Origin of the sequence: Flavivirga jejuensis (assembly GCF_030540765.1) — a bacterium.
Lineage (GTDB): Bacteria > Bacteroidota > Bacteroidia > Flavobacteriales > Flavobacteriaceae > Flavivirga > Flavivirga jejuensis.
The window spans coordinates 104,710-127,175 of the sequence record NZ_JAUOEL010000008.1 but is presented as its reverse complement, the minus strand read 5'-3'; the positions used below and the strand labels follow the sequence as shown (position 1 = coordinate 127,175).

At 31.5% G+C, this 22,466-nt stretch carries 21 protein-coding genes; 11 read left to right on the top strand and 10 right to left on the bottom strand.

The window, feature by feature from the left end; all coding sequences use genetic code 11:
- Nucleotides 1-21 precede the first annotated feature (21 nt).
- From Q4Q40_RS19910 to Q4Q40_RS19880, 7 genes are all read right to left on the bottom strand, one after another.
- Nucleotides 22-2,541, bottom strand: a complete 2,520-nt coding sequence (locus Q4Q40_RS19910) for a PIG-L family deacetylase (RefSeq protein ID WP_303303772.1) — start codon at nt 2,539-2,541, stop codon at nt 22-24.
- 229 nt (nt 2,542-2,770) lie between these two features.
- Nucleotides 2,771-3,301 carry a mechanosensitive ion channel domain-containing protein gene (locus Q4Q40_RS19905; RefSeq protein WP_303303771.1) on the bottom strand — a complete coding sequence of 177 codons (531 nt, stop codon included), beginning with the start codon at nt 3,299-3,301 and terminating at the stop codon, nt 2,771-2,773.
- 50 nt (nt 3,302-3,351) lie between these two features.
- The gene (locus Q4Q40_RS19900; RefSeq protein ID WP_303303770.1) at nt 3,352-4,296 is read right to left on the bottom strand and encodes a septum formation inhibitor Maf; all 945 of its coding nucleotides are present in this window, start codon (nt 4,294-4,296) and stop codon (nt 3,352-3,354) included.
- A gap of 30 nt (nt 4,297-4,326) precedes the next feature.
- Nucleotides 4,327-4,920 carry a Maf-like protein gene (locus Q4Q40_RS19895; protein ID WP_303303768.1) on the bottom strand — a complete coding sequence of 198 codons (594 nt, stop codon included), beginning with the start codon at nt 4,918-4,920 and terminating at the stop codon, nt 4,327-4,329.
- On the bottom strand, nt 4,913-5,833 hold the full coding sequence (locus Q4Q40_RS19890; protein WP_303303767.1) for a geranylgeranylglycerol-phosphate geranylgeranyltransferase: 921 nt from the start codon (nt 5,831-5,833) through the stop codon (nt 4,913-4,915). Before Q4Q40_RS19890 ends, Q4Q40_RS19895 begins: the two co-directional genes overlap by 8 nt.
- An 898-nt stretch (nt 5,834-6,731) precedes the next feature.
- Entirely contained in the window at nt 6,732-7,262 is a 531-nt protein-coding gene (locus Q4Q40_RS19885) for a KdsC family phosphatase (RefSeq protein ID WP_303303766.1), read from the bottom strand.
- Entirely contained in the window at nt 7,243-8,010 is a 768-nt protein-coding gene (locus Q4Q40_RS19880) for a Rossmann-like and DUF2520 domain-containing protein (RefSeq protein WP_303303765.1), read from the bottom strand. Before Q4Q40_RS19880 ends, Q4Q40_RS19885 begins: the two co-directional genes overlap by 20 nt.
- 210 nt (nt 8,011-8,220) lie before the next feature.
- Here Q4Q40_RS19880 and Q4Q40_RS19875 point away from each other — a divergent pair, with 210 nt between their 5' ends.
- From Q4Q40_RS19875 to Q4Q40_RS19865, 3 genes are all read left to right on the top strand, one after another.
- Nucleotides 8,221-8,616, top strand: a complete 396-nt coding sequence (locus Q4Q40_RS19875) for a group III truncated hemoglobin (RefSeq protein ID WP_303303764.1) — start codon at nt 8,221-8,223, stop codon at nt 8,614-8,616.
- Nucleotides 8,617-9,073: 457 nt separating this feature from the next.
- Nucleotides 9,074-12,349, top strand: coding sequence for a cytochrome c biogenesis protein CcsA (locus Q4Q40_RS19870; protein ID WP_303303763.1), 3,276 nt, complete (start codon nt 9,074-9,076; stop codon nt 12,347-12,349).
- A 106-nt stretch (nt 12,350-12,455) separates the two neighbouring features.
- The gene (locus Q4Q40_RS19865) at nt 12,456-12,614 is read left to right on the top strand and encodes a hypothetical protein (RefSeq protein WP_303303762.1); all 159 of its coding nucleotides are present in this window, start codon (nt 12,456-12,458) and stop codon (nt 12,612-12,614) included.
- On the opposite strand, the gene Q4Q40_RS19860 is transcribed toward Q4Q40_RS19865, so the two are convergent.
- Together Q4Q40_RS19860 and Q4Q40_RS19855 are read right to left on the bottom strand one after the other, a co-directional pair.
- Nucleotides 12,611-13,276, bottom strand: a complete 666-nt coding sequence (locus Q4Q40_RS19860) for an HAD family hydrolase (RefSeq protein ID WP_303303761.1) — start codon at nt 13,274-13,276, stop codon at nt 12,611-12,613. The genes Q4Q40_RS19865 and Q4Q40_RS19860 overlap by 4 nt on opposite strands.
- A gap of 315 nt (nt 13,277-13,591) precedes the next feature.
- Complete coding sequence (locus tag Q4Q40_RS19855; RefSeq protein ID WP_303303760.1) at nt 13,592-14,677, bottom strand: hypothetical protein; 1,086 nt, start codon at nt 14,675-14,677, stop codon at nt 13,592-13,594.
- 66 nt (nt 14,678-14,743) lie between these two features.
- Between Q4Q40_RS19855 and Q4Q40_RS24125 the strand changes: the two genes are divergently transcribed.
- Together Q4Q40_RS24125 and Q4Q40_RS19845 are read left to right on the top strand one after the other, a co-directional pair.
- Entirely contained in the window at nt 14,744-14,902 is a 159-nt protein-coding gene (locus Q4Q40_RS24125) for a hypothetical protein (protein WP_345027124.1), read from the top strand.
- Nucleotides 14,903-15,079: 177 nt separating this feature from the next.
- Nucleotides 15,080-15,466: a pyrophosphohydrolase domain-containing protein gene (locus Q4Q40_RS19845; protein WP_303303758.1), complete on the top strand. Its 387-nt coding sequence runs from the start codon at nt 15,080-15,082 to the stop codon at nt 15,464-15,466.
- A gap of 189 nt (nt 15,467-15,655) precedes the next feature.
- Here Q4Q40_RS19845 and Q4Q40_RS19840 read toward each other — a convergent pair whose 3' ends face one another.
- Nucleotides 15,656-16,723: a branched-chain amino acid aminotransferase gene (locus tag Q4Q40_RS19840; protein WP_303303757.1), complete on the bottom strand. Its 1,068-nt coding sequence runs from the start codon at nt 16,721-16,723 to the stop codon at nt 15,656-15,658.
- Nucleotides 16,724-16,816: 93 nt separating this feature from the next.
- On the opposite strand from Q4Q40_RS19840, the gene Q4Q40_RS19835 reads away from it, so the two are divergent.
- The 6 genes from Q4Q40_RS19835 (at nt 16,817) to Q4Q40_RS19810 (ending at nt 22,465) form a co-directional block, all read left to right on the top strand.
- Complete coding sequence (locus tag Q4Q40_RS19835; protein WP_303303755.1) at nt 16,817-17,320, top strand: DUF4920 domain-containing protein; 504 nt, start codon at nt 16,817-16,819, stop codon at nt 17,318-17,320.
- A 1-nt stretch (nt 17,321) separates the two neighbouring features.
- On the top strand, nt 17,322-18,017 hold the full coding sequence (gene mnmC2 / locus Q4Q40_RS19830) for a tRNA (5-methylaminomethyl-2-thiouridine)(34)-methyltransferase MnmC2 (RefSeq protein ID WP_303303754.1): 696 nt from the start codon (nt 17,322-17,324) through the stop codon (nt 18,015-18,017).
- A gap of 144 nt (nt 18,018-18,161) precedes the next feature.
- Nucleotides 18,162-19,070: a TIGR01777 family oxidoreductase gene (locus Q4Q40_RS19825; protein ID WP_303303753.1), complete on the top strand. Its 909-nt coding sequence runs from the start codon at nt 18,162-18,164 to the stop codon at nt 19,068-19,070.
- A 284-nt stretch (nt 19,071-19,354) separates the two neighbouring features.
- On the top strand, nt 19,355-19,906 hold the full coding sequence (locus tag Q4Q40_RS19820; RefSeq protein WP_303303752.1) for a nucleotide exchange factor GrpE: 552 nt from the start codon (nt 19,355-19,357) through the stop codon (nt 19,904-19,906).
- A 9-nt stretch (nt 19,907-19,915) separates the two neighbouring features.
- A complete protein-coding gene (gene dnaJ, locus Q4Q40_RS19815; protein WP_303303751.1) occupies nt 19,916-21,034 on the top strand; it encodes a molecular chaperone DnaJ in 1,119 nt (372 codons plus the stop codon).
- A 504-nt stretch (nt 21,035-21,538) separates the two neighbouring features.
- Entirely contained in the window at nt 21,539-22,465 is a 927-nt protein-coding gene (locus Q4Q40_RS19810) for an ABC transporter ATP-binding protein (RefSeq protein WP_303303750.1), read from the top strand.
- Nucleotide 22,466 lies beyond the last annotated feature (1 nt).

Genomic DNA, 22,466 nt, shown 5'->3' with positions numbered 1-22,466 from the left:
GTTGTTTTTCTTCCGTCATGATTAATTGTTTAGTTTCGTTTTTTGTTTTAAATCTTCTTTTCCAATAGAAAGCATATTAGCAAATAAGCGGTAAGCGCCAGAAACTCCTCCAGGGAACTCTCTAAAAAAGCTTAATCCTGTATAGATATAATAACCTTTTCCGTGTTTGGCAACTAACAAACTACCGCCTTTTGGAGTCTCATTTTTATCATTCATGGATAGAATAGGAGTGAATTCTTTTGACCATTCATTAGGAAAATACAAACCTCGTTCTTGTGTCCAACCTTTAAAGTCTTGTTGCGTAATTTTATTCGGGTAATTTAGTAGCTCATGTTTAGGGTTTAAAAAACGAACTTCAGCATTTTCATCAGTAACACGATCTCTGGATAATTTTAAATGATAAGGAGCCAATTCATCTACTTTGATTCTACGATTTGTATTGTATTGTACAATCATGTTGCCACCTTCTGCTACAAAATCAAATAATATTTGTTGTTTAAACTGTAGCGCTTCTACGGTATTATAAGCTCTTATACCAACAACTACGGCATCAAAACGATTAAGTGTTTCGGGAGTAATATTTTCAGGGTTAATAGTTAATACATTATAACCAATTTGTTTTAAACTTTCAGGAACAACATCCCCTGCACCAGCGATATAAGCAATGTTTTCGCCTTTCTTTTTAATGTCTAAACGTACAACCTTGCTTTCGCTGGGAAGTAAAACGGTTTGAAAAGGAATATGCTCATAATCAATTTCTATTAGTTCCTTTGTGTAATCTTTGTCATTAATATGAACTATAGGGCTTATAGAGCCTTCACTTTGTTTTTTGGGAGGGATTACAGTAAAAACAACAGATTGTTCTTCTCCCTTATGTGTAATGTTTACTTTTTGTTTTTCTGGATATATGCTCCAATCTTTTGGATGACATAATTCTACATGACCTTCTAAATTATCACGCCCAGCTTTTACTATGACAGTAATATCTCGTTGTTTATCATTTTCGAAAATGAATACCTTTTCTGCTATTTTTGCCGAAGCTTCTGGAATGACTTCAAACGGACGATATAATTCGCCTTTATCTGGTTTAGAAAACCGTTGAATAATATGCTTAGTAAACGTTATGGGAACATTATTGATAAGCAAATTGAAATCAACACTAAATACTCTAGGGGTTTCTGGTAAGCCAATATGTTTTTCATCAGCTTTATACATACCTAAAGATCCTTTTTCGGTAAGCCAATACGGAGTTGTTGGTGATGTATTATTGATTTTAAGAACTTCTTTAAATGTGAATTTTACATTGTTTTCTAAAAGTATGTTTTTTGAAATGTTTAAATCTCCAATATTACTGAGGCTTACTAAAGAAATGGATGTATTACTTCTATTTAGTACTTCAATATCTAAATTGATGGATTCGTTTTGTGTTGCCCAATTAGTTTGAGCAGAGGCTTCCAGATATAAACCAGCACACATTTCAATAATAGCTTTTAATTCCTTTGTTTTTTGTGTTTTCCATTGTTCATCATGAATGTTTTGAAGTAACTGATAAGCTTCAACAAGTTGCGAAATATGCTCTGAAGGATTTTTAAAGTTAAAATTGTTTTCAACAGCAGACAAAATGTCTCCGATAGCTTTTCCTCCTTCAATACGATTCCAAGAGGTGTCAATACCAGAAAACACATTATCATTATTAACTAATGCATCACCTTTTAAGAATTCTATATATTCATTTTGAGAACCACGTTGTGATAAACGGCCAAAACCTTGACATAAATGCTGACTACTAGCCAGAGATGCTACTTCGTTATTGGACAATCCTTTTAAAGGGTAGTATACACCAATATCGAAATTTATCATGTTGCTTTTATCTGCTTTTTCAAAGTTTTCTCTACTGCCATAAAACCACCAGCCTGTATTAAAAAATAAACGTTTTGGCTGCCAAAGACTCGTGTTTTTTAATTGTGAAGGGAACTTTGTTTCGTCGTTAGCAATATCAAAAGCTTCAAAACTTAACATAGCAGAACTTGTATGATGTCCATGTGTGGAACCTGGTGTTCTGTGATCGAAGCGATTAATTATGATGTCTGGTTTGAATTTTCTAATAGCCAAAACCACATCGCTTAAAACAGTTTCTTTATCCCAAATATCAAGTGTTTCGTCTGGGTGTTTTGAGTAGCCAAAATCGTTAGCTCTGGTAAAAAGCTGCTCACCACCATCAATGCGTCTAGCAGCTAATAATTCTTGAGTTCTTATAACACCTAATAACTCTCTAATTTCGGTACCTATAAGGTTTTGTCCGCCGTCACCTCGTGTAAGTGATAAATAAGCAGTTCTTGCTTTCACATGATTAGACATATAAGATATTAAACGGGTGTTTTCATCATCGGGATGTGCAGCAATATATAAAACAGAGCCTAAAAAATTAAGTTTTTGAATGGATTCGTATATTTTTGTGGATGCAGCTGTTTTAGGTTTTTGTGCTGTTGAAATTGAAAAAGAGAATACTGTTATAAGTAGATAAAGTATAAGTTTTTGCATGATAGAGTTGTTAGCTAAAGGTCAAATATAACAAAGTTACAAGCGCATTGAGTTCCTTTTAATGTTTCTTTAACGTTACAATGTTGTTGGTTGTAGAGTGGTGGTGATTAGAAGTCGTTTATAAGTTTAAAATCAGTAATTTATGAAGGTGTTAATTAAATTGTAACCACTTTTTTCTTGTAATTATTACTTCTATTTTTTGCCATTTGGAATAAAATCTATTAAATATTTAAATAGCATCAATACCTTCATCTATAGCATCTTTTTCAACTAGAGTTACCGCTTTTTGAAGCATTAAATTATTAGGGTAGGTTACTAAATCACCATTATCAATTCTTAAGTGTAATTGAAACGCTCTAATGTCTTCAATGATGGCTTTAATAGGGAAATCTTTATCATGAATTTCTATTTTATCGCCTACTTTATAAGGGAAATTAAAAAACATGATAATACCAGATGTAACATTGCTGAGAATTGACCAAATAGCAAATAAAGCAATACCCAATATTGCAAAAATTGAAGAAAAAATGACGGCAAGATCCTTAAATTGTGCACCAAAAACAAAGGCTTCAATAAGTATAACAATTAAAAATAAGGTCACAGTTATGTACCTACGCATAAGACGAATTCTGGCTTCGTTTATACCATTTCTTCTGGCAACTTTTGTTATAGTGAAATTGGTAATGAATCTTATGATTAGTAATGAAATAAGAATAATCCCCGTTATTTTTAATTCGTTTTGGTAAGTTTCAAAAAACATGATTTGTCAGTTAGAATATATGACAAAGATACGTTACTAAACGTATTTTTTTAATTTAATTGGAGAGTATCTCTTAAAATGTCATCCTTATTATTCTTTTTACTCCAGTAAGCAGATTTGATTGTTTTTAACTTGGTTGCTTTAGTTTTTAAAACCTTAGCATTTGCTCCAAAACCACTTTTAAAACTTTCTTCCCAACTTAAAATATCATGAGGGAAATCTGGATTGAAAGTGATTGATAAGGTTCTGTTAAGTTCTGGATAAGAAATTGAATAAATGTTTTCTTTTATGCTAGCTAGTGCTTTATAAGCTTTTAAAGGCACATGTTTTAATCGAGTATATTCAAAAGAAGGTATTATTTCCAGATCTCCAGTAGGAAGTGATTTAGGATCGATACGTAATTGTGTCCATAATTCATTTTCTAAGATAGCTTTATCTATATTAAAATGTTTATCTGCTTCTCCTTCGAAATAGGAATGTGACATGATTTCAAATTGCTTTTTATTATTAAGTTGAGCGTATACATGTCCGCACCATTCTTGCATAGAACTGGATATTTTTATAGCATGCTTATCATTAGAAACAGGATAGAAGGTACTTTGCATTATAGAATATGGATAGATACCTGTATTGAATTTTTTGGTGGCATTTAGTTTTAAAACAGGAATATTATTTGCGTTTTGTTTATCTGCCTTTACTTGAACCTTTGGTAAGAAATCTTCTGTTACATATATTAAAACAGCCTTTCCGTTTCTTATTTCACCATAGCGTGCTTGCTCTAATTTATACGACGTTATTTCTGCTTCACCTGCATACCAGTAATTTTTAAACTCTTGTGAAGGCTCTTTTACTTCAAAAGGTTGACTTATTATAGAATGAGTTCCCGTATTATGCGCTAATTCTGGAGTCTTAGTCTCTTTTTTGCAAGATGTAACTAATGTTAATAGACCTATGGTGCTCCAAAAAATGATTTCAGCTTTAATAATTTTTTTCATCTTAACTAATTAAGATATAAAGTTACAAACTTAAGATGCGTCAACAATATCATTTAACGTTTTGTAAACAAGATGAGTGGGTAGACCCATAACATTAAAATAAGAACCTTCTAACTTGGTCACGGCTATTTGACCTATCCATTCTTGAATACCATAAGCACCTGCTTTATCATAAGGTTTGCAGGTGTTTATGTAGTATTCGATTTCATCATCGCTAAGAGCTTTGAAAGTTACCTTGGTAATAGCGTGTAATGTTTTTTCAAAAGTTTTAGTAGTAAAGCAAACCGATGTAATGACTTCGTGAGTCGTATTACTTAAAGATTTTAAAATAGCGAAAGCTTCATCTTTGTCTCTAGGTTTTCCTAAAGCCTCATTATTGTGCCAAACAATAGTATCACTGGTAATAAGAATCTCATTGTCCTTTAATTCCTTTTTAAAAGGAAGTGCTTTTAATTGAGCCAGATAGTTACTAATTTCAAAATGGATTAAACGTGGCGGATATTCTTCTTTTACGGGTTTTAAAATGATTTCGAAATCTAAACCTAAATTTTTGAAAAACTCTTGTCTTCTGGGAGAACCAGAAGCTAAAATGATATGGTGGTTTTTTAGTCTTTTGTTAAGCATAATTTAGAATAATATACTTGTATAAAAGTAAGGAAAGCATTCCGAAAAGCATTACTAATTTGAGGATGTTACTAATATGGTGATAATCTTTTTTTGTTTTAGCACTAAAAGCTTTAATGCTTATATAGAATAAAGGACCAATTACCAATAGTAAAAAGTAAATAACAGCTATTTGATTTTTATACAGAGATTCAATTGTATATAAAGTAATAACAAAAAGCGGTACCAGAGATAAAACGAATAATACTTTACTAGCACGCTCTCTGCCAATTACAATAGGTAAGGTATTCATACCTGCTTTATGATCACCATCAATATCTTCAATGTCTTTGGCTATTTCTCGTAATAAATTGATGATAAAAGCAAATATGGCATAATTGAAAATAATCTTAAAAAAAGCTAATTGAAATGGCTGATTTTGAGGTGTAGTAGAAGGAAGTAATTCAAATACACCAACAATAATAATACTAAGGGCTACTAATACAGAAATAATGATATTTCCTATTAAAAGCGTTCGTTTTAAATACGTTGCATAGACATAAAGTAATGCAGAAATAATAACAAAAAGGGAAAAGAAAGGGCTTTTTCCAACCCTATGAGATAAATAGAAGCCAAGACCAACACCAATAATATTAAAAGCAATAAATAAATTATAAGCCATTTTTTCTGAAATGGATTTACCTATAATGACCCTATTTGGTTTGTTCACAAAATCGGTTTCAACATCATATATGTCATTAATAATATTTCCAGCAGCAGCAATAGAAACAGTAGCGAGTATTAAAAGCGTAATACCTAAAGACGTTAAACTTATTTGAGCCCCAAAAGGCTCTAAAAAAGCATACTTAATAAGTAATTGCACAAGAGCAATCATAAGTAAATTTTTCCAGCGGATGAGGTTTAAGAAGTCCAATGTTTATTTAAAATTAAAATGAATAATTAAAAGATTTGCCACGAATACACGAATATGATATTATTTACTTAACCCAATACCATTCCTTGTCTAAATAAATACAACAATATGTCCCAATATAATACACTTTTATTCCTAAAAACTTAGCGTCTCCGCGTCTTAGCGAGCAAACAATTATATATAGTTCAAAAATTCAATATTTAGCCGAAATTAAAAACTATTACCACAAATATGATATCATTTACTTAACCCAATACCATTCCTTGTCTAAATCAATACAACATAATGCGTTTTTATTCCTAACAACTTAGCGTCTCCGCGTCTTAGCGAGCCAATAACCACATAGCTTCAAAAATTCAATATTTAACTAAAATAAAAAAGATTACCACAAATATGATATTATTTACTTAACCCAATACCATTCCTTTCCTAAATCAATACAACAATATAATGCGTTTTTATTCCTAACAACTTAGCGTCTCCGCACCTTTGCGAGCCAACAACCATATAGCTTCAAAAATTCAATATTTAACTAAAATAAAAAAGATTACCACAAATATGATATCATTTACTTAACCCAATACCATTCCTTTTCTAAATCAATACAACAATATAATGCGTTTTCATTCCTAACAACTTAGCGTCTCCGCACCTTTGCGAGCCAACAACCATATAGCTTCAAAAATTCAATATTTAACTAAAATAAAAAAGATTACCACAAATATGATATTATTTACTTAACCCAATATCATTCCTTGCCTAAATCAATACAACAATATAATGTATTTTTATTCCTAACAACTTAGCGTCTCCAAGCCTTTGGTAACCAATAACCACATATTATAGATTAAAATTACAAATAAACGAGTTACTAATTTCTAAATACTGCAAACAGAATTTAATCATACTTAGCCACAAAATTACCATGCCATTTCTCCTGTACTTTCAGTACCTGTTCAATAACATCACGAGCGGCACCCTTACCACCTTTTTTATGAGAAATATATTTAGATATATTCTTTATTTCAGGAACAGCATCTTGAGGACAGCAAGGTAAGCCAAGACGTTTCATAACAGGGAAATCAGGAATATCATCCCCCATATAAAGCACGTTTTCAGATTTAATACCGTTTGTGTTAAGGTATTCATCTAACTGTTCAATTTTATTATGCGCACCTAAATAGATATTAGAAATACCCAACCCTTGTAAACGGATGCGAACCCCTTCGTTAGACCCTCCAGAAATAATGCAAACATGATACCCCATATCAACGGCCGTTTTTAAGGCATACCCATCTTTAATGTTCATATTTCGTAGCATATCACCAGAAGACGTTACTGTTACAGTACCATCCGTTAAAACACCATCTACATCAAATATAAAAGTTGTGATGTGTTCTAAGTATTCTTTATAGCTTTTTTCTTCCATGCGTATGTTTTATAGAGGTGGTTAGTAGTTGGTAAATATCTTTGTGGTGTTGATCTTCTAAAAGCTTTAAATGCTTGCGTATTGTTTTCTTATCATGACGTTTTGCAGGCCCTGTTTGTGCTTTATAAGGAGATAAATCTTGTACTTTTTTAGCCGTTTCCAGAATAAGAGGTTTTAAAAGGTCGAATTCAGCACCTTGGCTTTCTGTTATCTCGTGTCCAATTCTATAAAGTTGATTAGTGAAATTATTCACAAAAACAGCAGCTAAATGCAATACTTTACGCTGGTCGCTATTGACTCTTTTTGTAGGACTACCAATGGATAAAGCTAAATCCTTTATAATAGGAGCACATTTTTTATCGATAGTTTCAATGCAAATTGGCACATTAGCAAAATCTATTTCAGCCTCTTTACTAAACGTTTGAAGCGGATAGAACACCCCACGCTTATGTTTTTTATCTATGTCGTAAACACTAACACTTCCAGAAGTATGCAGTACTAATTTATCTTCAAATGGAAGTTGGGTCGAAAGCTCAGAAATAGCATCATCGCTTATTGCTAAAATATAAACATCGGCATCTTTAATTAATGACAAATCATCAATAATTTCAACCTCTTTGTTGTAAGAAGTTATGGTGCTTATATTTCTACTATACCATTGATTTATAACAACATTTTCAGCTTTATTAAAAGCCTTAAATAAATGAGTTGCAACATTGCCTGAACCGAGAATTACTACTGAAATCATATCGCTAAAATACTAACGAATTACGAATTATTAATTATGAATTACGATTTTTTAATTTAAAGGTTTTTAGTAGTATTTTTAATCACATATTTTAGTAAAAATTAAATTATTTATAACCTATTGACTATTCCTTGTCATTGATTTTTTTATCTTCAATTCTTTGCGACCTTGCGGCTTAATGAGAGAATAAAAAGTTTAAATTTGTATCCTATGGCTAAACAAGATATTAAAACCAGAGACGATGTGTTTTTATTAGTATCATCATTTTATAATAAAGTAAGAAAGGATACTGTATTAGCGCCCTTTTTTAATAATGTTATTAAAGATTGGGATACACATTTAGAACGCTTAACAACGTTTTGGGAATCGAGCCTTTTTATGACACGTAAACTAGAACAAAAGTATTTAGGGAATCCGTTAGAAGCTCATATTAAAGTTGATAAAGAAAGTAACCATAGCATTTCAGAATTACATTTTGGACTATGGATGAATTTATGGTTTGAAACTGTCGACGAGCTTTTTGAAGGTAACTACGCTGATAATGCAAAAAGAAGAGCTAGAAAAATGAGTACGTTTTTATATTTAAAAATATTTGAAGCAAGATGAATTTAGTAAACGGTATTCAGTAAACAGTATTCAGTAAACAGTGCTCAGTAAATAGTAGACAGTCTCCAGTTAGTTATTTTGATAAATATTGAGGTAATTTAATTTAGTAATTAATTTAGCTTTGCGCCTTAGCGTCTTTGCGCGTACCAATATACAATATTCAGTAAACATAAGTTGGTTGTTATGGAAACTATTTAGTTAATGGTAATAAGAGAAGCCATTTAACTTTGCGTCTTCGCGTCTTTACAATTATAAATAAGATGTTTGAGTAGAACAGCTTCGATAATCATATACTATACAGTTGTTACAGAATTCATTATAATATTACCTAAAAAACAGAACCCATTATATGCTTCCATTTAATTAACATAATATTAGTGAAATTCGTGGCAATACATATAAGGTTTAATTAGTATAAATCCGTAAATTTGCACAACCTTAAAAACGGGGTCGAATTATGCAAAATAAACTCGCCAATATCCTATTCTCTACACGTCTTACTGCTTTTTTATTTATTGCCTTTGCAGCGGCTATGGCAACAGGAACATTTTTAGATGTAGGACAAGAAATGTCACCAACGCCATATACTAGAAATTTAATTTACAATACCTGGTGGTTTGAAGCCATTATGGTATTTTTTGTAATAAATTTTACAGGTAATATTTTTAGATTCCGATTGTATAAAAAAGAAAAATGGGCGACTTTAACGTTGCATTTAGCTTTTATTTTCATTTTTTTAGGAGCTTTCATTACAAGATATGCGGGTTTTGAAGGTATGATGGCTATTCGAGAAGGCGCTACAGAAAACACATTCTTATCTAGTGATACTTATGTAATAGGACAAATTGTTGGTGATTATAAAATTAACGGACAGTTACAACAACGTTATTTAGAAAGTAAGGTTGATTTTTCTGGACGGTTGGAAAACGATTTTAAAATTGAAACCGATTATAATAAACAACCCGTTACCATTGAATTAGAAAAGTTTATACTTGGAGCAGAGGAAGATATTGTACCAAATGAAAATGGAGAGTCATATTTAAAAATAGTTGAAGCAGGTGGAAGCGGACCACACAATCATTTTTTAAAGCTAGGAGAAGTACAGAGCATACATAATATTTTATTCGCATTAAATAAACCTACAACTGGAGCCATCAATATTACTTACAATAAAGACGGGCTTACCATTCAATCTCCTTTTGAAGGAGAGTACATGACTATGGCTACCAGAGCACAAGGTAAATTAGTAAAAGATAGTTTACAGCCATTGATATTACGTTCACGTTATATTATAGGTAACATGCAAATGGTATTTCCAAAACCAGTTGTTAAAGGCGTTTTTGATGTTGTTAAGAAAGCACAATTTTTAAAGAATGATGCAGATGGAGCGGTATTTAAAGTCACTGCTAATGGAGAAACAAAACGTGTTGGATTACTGGGAGGTAAAGGTATTAATGGTAATTACAAAGAAGTTGAAATAGGTGGCTTAGAATTCGCATTAAAATATGGATCTAAAGTATTAGAGTTGCCTTTTAATATAAAATTAAATGATTTTGAGGCAGAACGCTATCCAGGGACAGAAAAAGGATATTCTGCGTATTCTAGTCAAGTAACAGTTTTAGATGAAAAAGAAGGAGATTTCGATTATAAAATTTTCATGAATAACATCTTAGATCATGGTGGATATCGTTTCTTCCAATCTGGATTTGATCCCGATGAGAAAGGAACCATTCTTTCTGTAAACCATGATTATTGGGGCTCTTTAATAACCTATATTGGTTATTTCATGCTCTATTTTGGGATGATGGCTATTTTATTTAGCAAACATTCAAGATTTGGAGATTTAAAAAATCAACTAAATAAAGTGAAATCTAAAAAAGCCAAATTACTTACCGTATTGTTATTATGTTTCGGTTTGAATATGTTTTCACAAGAACATTCTGCAAATGATGGTCACGGTCATTCCAAACCAACCAAATCTCAAATCGATTCTATACTAACAGCAAATATAGTACCCAAAGCACATGCGGATGAATTTGGACATTTGGTGATTCAAGACCTTAGTGGACGTATGATGCCTGTTAATACCTATGCATCCGAGATGCTTCGTAAGTTAAGTAAAAATGATACATACGAAGATTTTGATGCAAATCAAGTGTTCTTATCCATTCAGGAAAGCCCGACACTTTGGTACAATGTACCTATCATTTATTTGAAATATAAGAAAGCAGATTCAATTCGAAAAATGATAGGCGTTTCTAAAGATGCTAAATATGCGACTTTGGCAGACTTTTTTACAGAGTATGGTGATTATAAACTGGAGCCTTATTTAGATGAAGCGTATAAAGCGCAAGTCCCTAATGGATTTCAAAAGGAATTTATAGAAGCCAATCAACGCGTTTCGTTATTATATAATACCGTAGAAGGGATGTCTTTAAAAATATTTCCGATTCCTGATGATGAAAATAACAAATGGATTTCTACTTATGATTACAGACATGGTAATTTTAAAATAAAAGATTCGCTATACGGGAATTTTATAAAAAATGGATTTGGCGTGTATTTATATACATTAAACCAGGCAAAACAAACAAACGATTTCTCAGAAGCATCCAAGCTATTAAAAGCGTTCAAAAAGACACAACATCAATATGGTGCTGAGGTTATGCTTAGCGATGATAAAGTGCATACAGAGGTTTTATATAATAGATATGATATTTTTAAGAAGCTATTTAGTTGGTATCTATACGCAGGAAGTTTATTTTTTATATTACTAATTATTCAAATTTTTAAAGATAAAAACGACACACTAAATGTTACCGTAACTGTTTTTAAATGGATTATTCTTGGCTTGTTTATTTTACATACAGGAGGATTGATAGTGAGATGGTATATATCGGGGCATGCCCCATGGAGTGATGCCTATGAATCTATGATTTATGTAGCTTGGTCAACGATGTTGTTTGGATTTATAACTGGATTAAGTAAAAAACAGGAAAAAATATCACCTGAAGGTGCAACTTCTACTTTGAGTAGAATAATAGTTCCAATAATAGGGGTGTTTAATAGGAAATCTTCCGATTTAACAATTGCTGCCTCAGCATTTGTAACTTCCATGATTTTAATGATAGCCCATTGGAATTGGATGGATCCAGCTATTGCAAATTTACAGCCCGTATTAAATAGCTATTGGCTTATGATACATGTAGCGGTTATTGTAGCGAGTTACGGACCATTTACTTTAGGAATGATATTAGGTGTGGTATCACTATTATTGATGATTTTCACAACTAAAGAGAACAAAGAAAAAATGTTGCTCAATATTAAAGAGCTTACCATTATAAATGAAATGGCTTTAACTGTTGGTTTGGTTATGCTTACCATCGGTAACTTTTTAGGCGGTATGTGGGCCAATGAGAGTTGGGGACGTTACTGGGGTTGGGATCCAAAAGAAACATGGGCACTAATTAGTATTATGATTTATGCCTTTGTTATACACATGCGTTTAATTCCTGGACTTCGCGGACGTTGGTTTTTTAGCTTAATGTCCATCGTGGCATTCGCTAGTATTTTGATGACGTATTTTGGAGTTAATTTCTACTTGGCTGGTTTACATAGTTATGCTAGTGGTGACCAAATTGTGAGCGTGAAATTTATTGCAATTGCTTGTGTTATAATCTTTGTTTTAGCAGGCTTTGCTTATAGAGGATATGCTAAATATTATAAGAAGTAGTTGCTATTAACAGCAATTATGAATGAGGTTATAGTAAAAATTTTAAATAAGCTAAAAGTTTTTAAATATTTAAAGTAAAGGAAATAGAGAACCCCTCTAAAAAACTATGGCAAAAACAGGTCGCGGTAAAAATACGAAAAACAAGGCGAAGCATGCAAGGTTAATGACTCAGAAGAAAAATAAAAAGAAAGCTGAGGAAGCATTAAGAAAGGAGCGTTTAAAGGCTATCATTCAAAAAGCGAAGTCGCAAAATAATGATGATTAGTTTGAATGAATTAAAGCATTTATTTTGCTGAATTCAATGTCTTTAAAATCATTAATCACTAGATCTGCCTTACTATAATCTTGATTTTTCGAATGAAAACTATCAAAACCTACACAAAAAATATGAGCAGCTTTTGCTGCTTTAATACCGTTGGTAGAGTCTTCAATAACAATACATTCATTATTATTAAAACCAGAAGCTTTGGCAGCTTTAATAAAAATTTCGGGATGAGGTTTAGAAGCTTTTAAATCGCCTCCACTTAGTTTATCAATAAAATATTGGTCTAAATCAAAGCGTTCAAAAATTTGATTTATACTTGACATAGCAGCAGACGATGCTAAAACTAAGGTAAGTCCGTTACTATGATAGTCTTTTATTAAATCTAAAACACCGTCAATTAAAGTTAGATCTGAGTTGCTTTCAAAAAAACGTTTGTAATGTTTCCTTTTTAGTGCCACTAAGGATTCTGGAGTTTCAGTTAGATTAAAATGATCACATAAACGCTTACAAATATTAATAGTAGACTGTCCAGTAAACGATTCATAGAATTCATCAGAAACATCAATTCCTACTTCATCAAACATATCATGATACGCTTTATTATGCATAGGTTCACTATCAATAATAACACCATCCATATCAAAAATAACCGCTTTTATCATCGTTTAAGTTTTTTTTGTAAAGATATTAGAAAGGGAATTAACAGCCTCATTTTGTAAATTAAAATTGGCAATAATATATTTATGTAATCCTAATATAAAAAAGGTAAGAGTATAATTTATACATTAATTTGTGATCATAGAATAAATTGATAGAAAAAAAAGTGTTAGGTTCTTAATAGCTGTAAAAGAGACTATAGAAAATCCAGTTGAAATATTAATGGATAAATAAAAAAAGAGAAGCTATTAACTTCTCTTTTTTATAAATAATAAATTGGTATAAAAACAACTTATTATAAAATAGCTAATTCTAACTATTTATTTTCTTACGAACGTAAATATATCAGTGTAAGTTTCATCACCTTCTGTATAAGTAGAAGTAATTACTAGTTTTCCATCAATAATTTCTACTTTGTCTCCTTCAAATAATAACTCTCCATTAGGATAATCTTCACTATATTGAGGTTCGATAAAGTCTTCATATTTAAATGAAACTAATGTTAAAGTGCTATTAGTTTCATTATAAGCCCATTTACCAGTTTCTTTGTCATTGTACTTTTCAATATCATCAGAGTAAATAGCACTACAATTAGTCCTTGAAGCTTCGTAATCTAAATCTTTATATTCCTCATAATAAGTTACATAAAAATCACCGTTATTATCAACATTAAATATGATTTCATCTTTAATAACTTGACTATAATCAGCTTCGATAGATTCTTCATTTTCGCATACAATCGTATATTCACCATTATCAAAACTCTCTTCTTCTAGAAGCCATTCTCCAACAATAGATGCATTACCACCCCATGCTTCTACCTCTACACAAACGGTAACAATTTGACTAATGTTATTTTCTTGATCATAAATACATAAATCGGCACAAAATTTTCCCGGAGGGAAAGAGTCCCCAAAATTTACATCGATTTCATAATCACCATCTACAAGGCTGTTATTAGACTTAAATAATAGATTCTTTTTTGAAGAATTATTACCCTTAGTATCACCAGATTTATTATATGTGGTTAACTCAGAAACTGGAATATCAAAATAATCAGAAGCAGTATTATTATCTGAATCTTTAAATAATAAGTAAGCGCCCGCAATATCAGTTTCTGTTGTAGAAAACTTTAGGTTAAAACCAGCTTTTTGAAAAGCTTCAGCTTTATCAGAGCTTATTTCAATATTTACATCACCAGTAGGTTGTGGTGGTGTACCTGCGTTTTTTGTAGCACCATCAATAGAGATTCCAGAATTTAAATCTTCTAAAGGAATGTTTGCTTCTTCTAGTTCATTTTGTTGATCGGCTAAAATTTCTTCTTCATTAGCAGTAGAGTCTTTGCTGCATGAATAAGTCAAGCAAGAAATAATAACTAATAATAATGTGGTTTTTAAAATTTTCATGTGTTTGATTATAAATTGGTTAAAAATAAATTTGAGTTGTGCATAACTAGAGATATTAATTTAATTGTGCAAAAAACTGAAGCAAATTACATGAAAATAGGAAAAAATAATCGATTAAGTGATCCTAAAATCGGATTAAGTGTTTATTTAAAGAAGTATTTTATAGCTACTATAAATAAAATAAATGAAATGAAAGCAAGTAATACCCATATACTACCTGAATAAAAACGTTTATGAAGCTTTAAATCTTTTCGATAGGTAAAACCTATTATTATAGCGAAGATAATAAAAAATAAAACCCCGAAAATGATTTGACCTTTACTAAACATATGGTTATTTTTATGCAAATTTAAGAAAACTGAGATTCCTACCTCCATGGGAAGGACCAAATATTATTTATTTATGAAAAATAAAATAGAGGCAGTAAAAGCATTTCATGCAGCATTTAAAATAGGGCATAGAGAATCGCCAAAAGCAGATTTAGGATCGGATAAGAATACATTGCGTTTTAATTTGATGAAAGAAGAAAATGAAGAGTATCTTGAGGCTGCGAATAATAATGACCTAGTTGAAGTTGCAGATGCTCTAGGAGATATGCTTTATATTTTATGTGGTACTATTATAGAACATGGTATGCAGTACAAAATTGAAGAGGTATTCGATGAAATACAACGGAGTAATATGAGTAAGCTAGGAGAGGATGGACAACCTATTTATAGAGAAGACGGCAAAGTGCTTAAAGGATCTAACTACTTTAAACCTAATATTGAATCTATATTAGATAAATAAAAGAAAGGTGTCTAAAAAGAGTCATCCAGAATGAAATAAAGCATCTCGTTGAAATTAAATATTTGAATATTTAGCTTTTTCGGTAAGCTTATACTTTCGCTACAAAAAATATTTTGTAGTTCAATAATTCTCAAAAATGACAATTTATAGACTTTTTAGACACCTTTTTTTAATGAATTGTTATAAAAGTTATTCAACTTTATACCTCCAACCAAAAGGATCTTCTGCCTTATTGGTTTGTATATCTGTAATACGTTTTTTTAATGTACTTGCGTATGTATCGTCTAACTCTGGTAAATCATAATCGGCGTCTTTATATCCGAAACCGGCAATTGGCGAAATAACAGCAGCCGTACCAGCTCCAAACATTTCCTTTAAAGAGCCATCTTTTGCAGCAGCAACAACTTCTTGTACCGATATTTTTCTAACTTCTACAGAAATACCTTCAGCTTCAGCTAATTCAATAATACTTTTACGAGTAATACCATCTAAAATTCTATCACTAGTTGGTCCAGTAATAAGCGTATCGTTAATACGAACAAAAATATTCATGGCACCAGCTTCTTCAATATACTCGTGCGTATTATCATCTGTCCAAATAACCTGATGGTAGCCTTTGTCTATGGCCAATTGTGTTGGATAAAATTGACCAGCATAATTTCCACCAGCTTTGGCAAAACCAACACCGCCATTAGCAGAACGCGAGTATTTTTCTTCAATTAAAACCTTCACTTTTCCAGAAAAATAAGCGCCAGAAGGAGCTGTTGCGATAATGAACTTGTATGCATCGGCAGGAGAAGCATGAAAACCACCTCCAGAGGCAAAAACAAAAGGCCTTATATATAAAGAACTTCCATCTTTTTTAGGAATCCAACCATTATCAACTTGTAATAATGTTTTAAGACCATCCATAAAATAGTTTTCTGGTAACTCTGGAATAGCTAAGCGTTTTGATGAAATATTTAAACGCTTAAAATTATCTAGAGGACGAAATAACCAGACATCTTCGTTCGCATCTTTGTAGGCTTTCATACCTTCAAAAACAGATTGACCGTAATGAAAAATCTTAGCAGATGGATCTAAAGCAATCGCTTGGTAAGGAACGACCTTAGGTGCTTGCCATTTACCATCTTTAAAATTACATTCTAGCATGTGATCAGAAAATACATGCCCAAATTTTAAATTGTCAAAATCTACATCATTAATTTTAGTAGTTTTGGCTTTTATAATCTCGATATTGTTGATTATAGCATTCATAAGTCTAGTTATTTATTGATACAAATTTAAGTAAAAACGTTTTTAAAAAACGGTATATTTACATAAATCGTTTAAAATTGAAATATTCATAGTATGAAATCGATTACATTGGCAATTATCTGTGTTTTAGTGTTAAATTCTTGCAAAAATAAAAATGATGAGCAATCAAAAATAATACCTGAAAATGAAGACATTGCATACAAATCTTTTGGAAAAGGAATTATTGCAGATGGTGCTATTGCTGCTACTTCTATGGCGTCACATTATAAAACTATGAATCTTGGTGATTCTATTAATTCTAAAATAATAGCTAAAGTGAATAGTGTTTGTCAGGTAAAAGGATGTTGGATGACTTTAAATTTGGAAGATGGAAATGACGTTATGGTAACGTTTAAAGATTACGGTTTTTTTATGCCTAAAGATATAACAGGTAAAGAGGTTGTTGTAAACGGAAAAGCTTTTATAAAAGAAATTCCAATTGATGAGTTGATACATTATGCCAAAGATGCAGGAAAGCCTGTTGAAGAAATTGCAGCTATTACAGAACCTAAAAAAACATATTCGTTTGTAGCAGACGGTGTTTTACTAAAAGAATAATTTGAAACGAGAAGTTGTAATAACCGCCGATGGTTCATCAACCATTCATTTACCCGATTGGGATGAGCAATACCACTCAAAACATGGTGCCATACAGGAAGCTTATCATGTATTTATAAAACATGGTTTGCATCACTTTTGTTGTCCCGAACTTATTTCAGGATTTCATAAAAGTATAGCTATTTTAGAAATAGGTTTTGGTACAGGATTGAATGCTTTTATTACTTTGTTAGAAGCAGAAAAATTAAATATTAATATTGATTATTTTGGAGTTGAAGGGTATCCTGTTTTAATGGATGAAATTAACCAGTTAAATTATCCCGTAGAATTAAAAGCTGAAAAAGAAGCCTCACTTTTTAAAAAGCTTCATGACGTTTCTTGGGAGGAACCTCATATACTTTCTAAAAACTTTTCAATAGAGAAACAAAACCGATTCTTTTCGGAAATTGAAGAAAAAGACAAGTACAATATCATATATTTTGATGCTTTTGGGGCTAGAGTGCAGCCCGAATTATGGACAGAATCTATATTTTTGAAAATGTATAGTGCCATAAAAGAAGGAGGTGTATTAGTAACGTATTCTGCAAAAGGAAGTGTACGTCGTGCTATGGAAACTGTGGGATTTAAAGTTGAACGACTTCCTGGTCCACCTGGTAAAAGAGAAATGCTCAGAGCTACGAAGAGGCTTCGGGTATAGGGATTTCCAAAAGAGGCTACATGCTGCCAAAAAGTTAGAAGGTTTACTCCTTTATGTGGTAAAACAGCTTTGTAGAGACTGTTAAACCTTATATAAAACCTTAGTAAACCGATAGACCTTTTTGTAACTTTATAAAAAAAGAAAATGAGAGTTTTAATAACAGGTGCGACAGGTTTAATAGGGCAGGAGATTGTGAAACTTTGTGAAGAAAGAAATATTGCAGTTAACTACCTAACGACTAATAAATCTAAAATATCTCAAACAGAAAATTATAAAGGGTTTTATTGGAATCCGAAAACCCATGATATAGATTCTAATTGTTTTGAGAATGTGAATGCGATCATACATTTAGCTGGAGCGACAGTATCTAAGCGTTGGACACCGCTTTATAAAAAAGAAATTTTATCTAGTAGAAAAGTAACGACTCAGCTACTAATTAATGCTTTAAAAGGAGAAAGTCACTCTATAAAACAAATTGTTTCTGCAAGTGCTATTGGAATTTATTCAAATTCCTTAACTAATTATTATGATGAAACCTCTAAAGATTTTAGTCATTCTTTTTTAAGCGAAGTTGTACAAGTATGGGAACAAGAAGTAGATGCGTTTTCTAAATTAAATATAGCTGTTTCCAAGATAAGAATAGGTTTGGTTTTAGCCGAAAAAGGAGGCGCATTACAAGAAATGATTAAACCCATTAAGTTTGGTTTGGGGGCAGCTTTAGGCACTGGTGAACAATGGCAATCTTGGATTCATATTCAAGATTTGGCAACTATGTTTTTATATGTTTTAGAAAATAACTTAACAGGTATTTACAATGGTGTCGCTCCAAATACTGTTACAAATAATGAGTTAACAAAAACGATGGCTAGTGTGATGCGCAAACCATTGTTTCTGCCAAATATTCCTAAATCTTTTATAAAGTTAATATTGGGTGAGATGCATGTGTTGTTGTTTGAAAGTCAACGAGTCAGCTCGAAGAAGATAGAAGGCAAAGGCTTTATTTTTAAATATTACTATTTACGCCCTGCTTTAGAAAATTTACTTGGAGCGTAGAAAACTTTAAGATAAATTAAGCTATACAATAAAAACAACAACTTATAACTCTCCATTTATATAGTTCCTTAATAATATACTTCATCATTTATTGACTATTTATGTAGAATTAGATAAATAATAGCAAGTAATTATAATAATGAACCAGATTATTATGAAATGCTGAAGAAATATGTTTTACCTAAAAAAATATAAAATTATTTAATGACATTATGACATTTTTATAATATTGGCAGTACTTTTGCCAACTAATTTTAGTATTTGTATAAAATTTAAATGCAGTAATGAGCAAGAAAGAAAAAACAAACGATATAGAAAATGATCAAATAGACGGTGTAGAAAATGAAACCGTTGAAGTTGAAGAACAAGTTATTGAAGAACAAACTGTAGAAGAGAAGCTTGAAACGGAATTAAAACAAGAAAAAGATAAGTTTCTACGTTTATTTGCTGAATTTGAAAATTATAAACGACGTACTTCTAAAGAGCGAATTGAGTTATTTTCGACAGCTAGTGAAGATGTTATGAAAACACTGTTACCAGTTCTTGACGATTTTGAGCGTGCATTAGCTCACATAGAAGAAGACAAAGAAGCAGAAGAGTTACGCAAAGGGGTTTTATTAATTTATCAAAAATTAATAAAAACATTAGAGCAAAAAGGATTAGAAGTTGCTAAGGTTGAAAAAGGAGATGTTTTTAATGCAGATGATCATGAAGCTATTACACAAATACCAGCTCCTAGCGATGATTTAAAAGGAAAGGTTATTGATGTTATTGAAAAAGGGTATAAACTTGGCGAGAAAGTAATTCGTTTTCCAAAAGTTGTTATTGGGCAATAAAAAATAGATATGGCTAAAAGAGATTTTTACGAAATATTAGGAATTAATAAAGGAGCTACTGCTGCTGAAATAAAGAAAGCTTACCGAAAAAAAGCAATTGAATTTCACCCAGACAAGAATCCAGATGATAAAGGAGCAGAAGCTAAATTTAAAGAAGCAGCTGAGGCTTATGAGGTATTGAGTGATGCCGATAAAAAAGCACGTTACGATCAATTTGGTCATCAAGCCTTTGAAAATGGCGGCGGCGGCTTTGGCGGTGGCGGGATGAATATGGATGATATTTTTAGCCAGTTTGGTGATATTTTCGGTGGTGGCTTTGGCGGTGGCGGATTCTCAGGTTTTGGCGGTGGTGGACAACGTCGTGTAAAAGGTAGCAATCTTCGTATTCGTGTAAAATTGACTTTAGAAGAAATTGCCAACGGCGTAGAGAAAAAAATAAAAGTAAAACGTAAAGTCCAGGCACCAGGAACAACCTATAAAACATGTTCTACATGTAATGGTAGTGGACAAGTAACACGTATAGCCAATACGATTTTAGGTAGAATGCAAACATCGGCACCATGTAATGTTTGTGGTGGCGCAGGACAGACTATAGATAAAAAACCAAATGATGCAGACTCACAAGGTTTAAAAGTTGCAGAAGAGACTGTTTCTATAAAAATACCAGCAGGTGTTGTAGACGACATGCAACTTAAAGTGTCTGGTAAGGGTAATGAAGCGCCAGGAAATGGTATTTCGGGGGACCTTATAGTTGTTATTGAAGAAGAAACACATGATAGATTGCAACGTGAAGGTGATAATTTACATTACGATTTATATGTAAGCTATCCAGACGCTGTTTTAGGCACCTCTAAAGAAATTGATACGGTAACTGGTAAAGTGCGTATAAAAGTTGAAGCAGGTGTACAGTCTGGCAAAATTTTACGCTTACGAGGGAAAGGAATACCTAGTATAAATGGCTATGGTAAAGGTGACTTATTAGTACACGTAAATGTATGGACACCAAAAACTTTAAATAAAGAACAAAGAGAATTTTTTGAATCTATGAAAAATGATGAACATTTTTCTCCAAAACCAGAAAGCTCTGATAAATCATTTTTTGAAAAAGTAAAGGATATGTTCTCTTAATAAGAAAATATTTTTGATAAAATAATTAGTTTTTTAACTATGTGTTTTTTCAATCATAGGATAAAGTTATCCTATGGTTTTGTTATTAATATGTAAAAAATAACTATATTTGAAGTATCACTAATCTTTTTTAGTGATAATTTTTCTTTTTCATAGCAATTTTTTTCCCATCCTTAATTTATTAAGGGTGGGTTTTGTTTTTTCAAGCAGAATGTATTTTAGTAACTATTTAATACATATAAGGATACGAGTATTAGATTCATTTTAGTTCATTATAAACGCCGTGTTAATAACCACATTTAATATATTTACAAATGAAGTGATTTAAGCTTTTTGATTGCAGTGAAAAATAGCTATTTTATGGTCAATTAAAGCATTTTTTACGATTCATAAAAACTCTATGGAGCACTAAAAAAAAACGCGAAGATTGGGTGAAAAAGAACATGTTATAACCAATTGAAAAAACATAAATCATTTCAATATCAAGTCAATTAAAAAACAAGAATGAATAACCTATTAGAAGTTAATGAAGTTTCTAAAAATTTCGGAGATTTTAAAGCGCTTAATAAAGTATCGATTACAGTGCCTAAAGGGAGTATATTTGGTTTGTTAGGTCCTAATGGTGCTGGTAAAACAACACTTATAAGAGTTATCAACCAAATAACAATGCCAGATGGAGGAAAGGTCCATTTAGATGGCGAAATATTGAGTCCTACGCATATTAAAAATATTGGTTATTTGCCAGAAGAACGCGGTCTTTATAAGTCTATGAAAGTAGGGGAGCAGGCATTATATTTAGCTCAGCTAAAAGGCTTGAGTAAAACAGAGGCTAAAGCACGACTGAAATACTGGTTTGAACGCTTAGAAATAGGAGGCTGGTGGAATAAAAAAATTCAGGAACTATCTAAAGGGATGGCTCAAAAAATACAGTTTGTGGTAACCGTATTGCACCGACCTAAACTTTTAATTTTTGACGAACCTTTTTCTGGTTTCGACCCCATAAATGCCAATTTAATTAAAGACGAAATTTTACGTTTGCGGGAAGAAGGAGCTACTGTTATTTTTTCAACACATAGAATGGAATCTGTTGAAGAACTTTGTGATGATATTGCATTACTACATAAATCGAATAAAATTCTTGATGGTAAATTAATTGATGTAAAACGCCAATATAAAATAAATACTTATGAGGTTGGTATTCGAGCAAATAACAAGGCGGTTTTAGAGCAAGATTTAGCAGCTAAATTTGACATTTCGGCAGCAAATTTTAAAACTTTAGAAGATGAATTAAAATTAAACATAAAGCTTTCTGAAACAGATAACCCAAATGATTTGTTAAATTATTTAACCTCAAAAGGAGCCGTGTCTCATTTTGTTGAATTAATACCAAGTGTGAACGATATTTTTATTCAAACTGTAAAGAATAATTAAT